At 60.6% G+C, this 2,293-nt stretch carries 4 protein-coding genes; 3 read left to right on the top strand and 1 reads right to left on the bottom strand.

Annotated features, from left to right (window positions below):
• The 3 genes from Q0964_RS07295 to Q0964_RS07285 all read left to right on the top strand — a co-directional run.
• Positions 1 to 285 (top strand): DUF5796 family protein (locus Q0964_RS07295; protein WP_299265403.1); only part of this gene is annotated, 285 nt, incomplete at its 5' end.
• A gap of 158 nt (positions 286 to 443) precedes the next feature.
• Positions 444 to 1,400, top strand: coding sequence for a hypothetical protein (locus Q0964_RS07290; protein ID WP_299265400.1), 957 nt, complete (start codon positions 444 to 446; stop codon positions 1,398 to 1,400).
• Positions 1,400 to 2,041 carry a PH domain-containing protein gene (locus tag Q0964_RS07285; protein WP_299265397.1) on the top strand — a complete coding sequence of 214 codons (642 nt, stop codon included), beginning with the start codon at positions 1,400 to 1,402 and terminating at the stop codon, positions 2,039 to 2,041. Before Q0964_RS07290 ends, Q0964_RS07285 begins: the two co-directional genes overlap by 1 nt.
• A gap of 45 nt (positions 2,042 to 2,086) precedes the next feature.
• Here Q0964_RS07285 and Q0964_RS07280 read toward each other — a convergent pair whose 3' ends face one another.
• A complete protein-coding gene (locus Q0964_RS07280) occupies positions 2,087 to 2,221 on the bottom strand; it encodes a DUF7128 family protein (protein WP_299265394.1) in 135 nt (44 codons plus the stop codon).
• Positions 2,222 to 2,293 lie beyond the last annotated feature (72 nt).

Genomic DNA, 2,293 nt, shown 5'->3' with positions numbered 1-2,293 from the left:
AAGGACACACACGTCCTCATCACCGACAAGACGGAGACCTCGGGCATCATGGTGTATGTCAACGACCTCCGCACGCACGACGACATCATCAAGGAGAGCGGGGTTGGCCGTGTCATCCTTGAGGACGGCGAAGCGGACGAGTTGTTCCCCGGTGTCACGGTCCAGGACCGCCAGATGCGTGTTGAGGTCTCAGTCGACTATGATGTGACTGACGGCCGCGTGTTTGTTTTCGAGGAAGACGAGATGGGCGAGCGGAGCTTCGAAATTGTGCCGAGTGAGTCCTGATACTGCCGGCTATACGTTCGTAACAATATTCGCTACCCGGGGTAGCGAAGTACTTCAGTTTGGTATAGCCGGCAGTATGAAAACCGGGACACATCTCGGATACTGTCACTTGCGCCGTTTCAACAACCGTTATAAACCATGGTACAATCAAATGGAGCATGTATAGCCGAAGACAGTTCTGTGCGAGGACGACAATCGGGCTCGGAAGCAGTCTTCTATTGGGGACCGCCTCGGCCCAATCTGATACGACGACGGTGACCGCGACGGTCGAATCAGCCTTCGGCTCGTCGCTGACAGACAGTCACGTTGTGTTCGTGAACCAGGAGACTGTAGAGTGGTACCGCGCAGACATCGCCAAAGACGGATCGCTGCAGACGTCGGTACCGTCGGGTTACGGCTACGACGTGGTGTTTTTCAACCAGCCACAGGGGTCAGCGATCAACCCGGAGTTCAACGGGGTTCCGGTCGTTCAGGACCTCGATTCGATCGATGTCGGTGGCTCCGAGAAGGCGTTGGGTAGCTACACAGTTCCGGAGGGTCACGTCGCCCAGTTGCGTATCGAAAACGAGGCCGGGAATCCGTTGCAGAACGTCCCGCTGTCGTTCTCCACTCCGAGCGGGGCGGGGGTCGGATCGGGCGACTTCACCACGAATGAGAACGGGTACGTGTTCCACGTCGAGAACAGCCAGCCAGGTATCGAGCTCGCTGGCTCGGTGACAATGCGCACGCATGGAGCGGGCGGTAAGGGCGGGGTACTGGCGCAGCTGTTCGTCGACAGCGACATGAGCTCGACAGCTGTGCTCCGTAACCCGGACGACTATGCCAACATCATCGAGCGCGAGGGTACAGCCGGCACGGCCACGTCTGGGATCGTCGAGCAGGAGCAGTCGACACCCGATCCATCGGCTCCCGATCAGGAGCAGTCGACACCCGATCCATCGGCTCCCGATCAGGCGGCAGCCGCTTCGGTCGGCGACGGAGCGAGCGCACGGCGCGGGTTCCTTTCGAACAGCGGTGACGAACCGCCTCTGCTCTCGAACCCGACGAACCTGACCATCGGCGGCTTCGTGCTGTCGGTCGGTGGTATCGTCTACCAGATGGTGGGGGGAAAATAATGGCTCGTGGACTACCTGCCCTCTGGAGTGCGCTGCTCGGAGCGCCGTTCGTCGTCGGCGGTGCACACGTCTTCTTCAACGATCCGAACCCGACGGTCCCGGCCGAGACCGGGCTCCCGATACTCGCGTTCGGGCTGTTCGTGGCCACGCTGGGGCTGTACATTCACTACGTCGCGTCGCCAGACACCCCGACGATGGGCGACGGCGAGGAGATTCTCGACACTCGACAGCCGGTCAATCGGGCTGCTGTCGCCAAGACTGTTATCGGGTCGTGTGCCTTGCTCGTGGCCGCGTACTACCTGTTCCTGACCCCCAAGCCGTACGTTTACCCCACGGTGCCGTTCGTCGTCGGTCTCTACATGTTCTCGACGGGACTGTTCACCTACTGGACGAACACGCTCACGACGTACTACGTCACCGACCGTCGGCTCATCAAGGAGTACCGGTTCATCTCGCTGGTCAGACAGGAGCTTCCCTTCGAGAAGGTCCGCGGCGTGGAACAGCGCAAGTCTATCTGGGAGGCGCTGGTCGGACTCGGGAACGTCCGCGTCGCGTCCGGCGGCGGCGGAGCCCTAGAGATCGTCGTCACCAACATCTACCGTTCGAACGCGTTCGCGAGCGAGATTCGCGAGCGGCTCTGATCGGCTCACCGGCTGGCCGAAGTCACCAGAACGTGTGTCTCCGGCTCACTGCAGATACGATGGGTCCTCGTCGTCGCAGTTTGCCTCGTGTTTCTCCGCGTCGTCCTGGTCGTCGAACATGAGTCCACAGCTCTCACATTTGTACCAAGTCAGCTCGTCGCGCTCGGTAGTGACAACCATATGTGATACTCCGCCATCCCGAGGTAAATCGCTTTCGCGGGTTCGAACCGGCGCTGTCGAACGGGACCACCG

The sequence above is a fragment of the Halorientalis sp. genome (genome assembly GCF_028275115.1).
Lineage (GTDB): Archaea > Halobacteriota > Halobacteria > Halobacteriales > Haloarculaceae > Halorientalis.
The sequence above is the reverse complement of the archived record's forward strand: the minus strand, read 5'-3'. Positions and strand labels throughout refer to the sequence as shown.

What these genes read in the sequence shown, in the direction of transcription:
- Q0964_RS07285 (WP_299265397.1), top strand. Translation starts at nt 1,400, where the DNA reads ATGGCTCGTGGACTACCTGCCCTCTGGAGTGCGCTGCTCGGAGCGCCG.
- Q0964_RS07290 (WP_299265400.1), top strand. Translation starts at nt 444, where the DNA reads ATGTATAGCCGAAGACAGTTCTGTGCGAGGACGACAATCGGGCTCGGA.
- Q0964_RS07280 (WP_299265394.1), bottom strand. Translation starts at nt 2,221, where the DNA reads ATGGTTGTCACTACCGAGCGCGACGAGCTGACTTGGTACAAATGTGAG.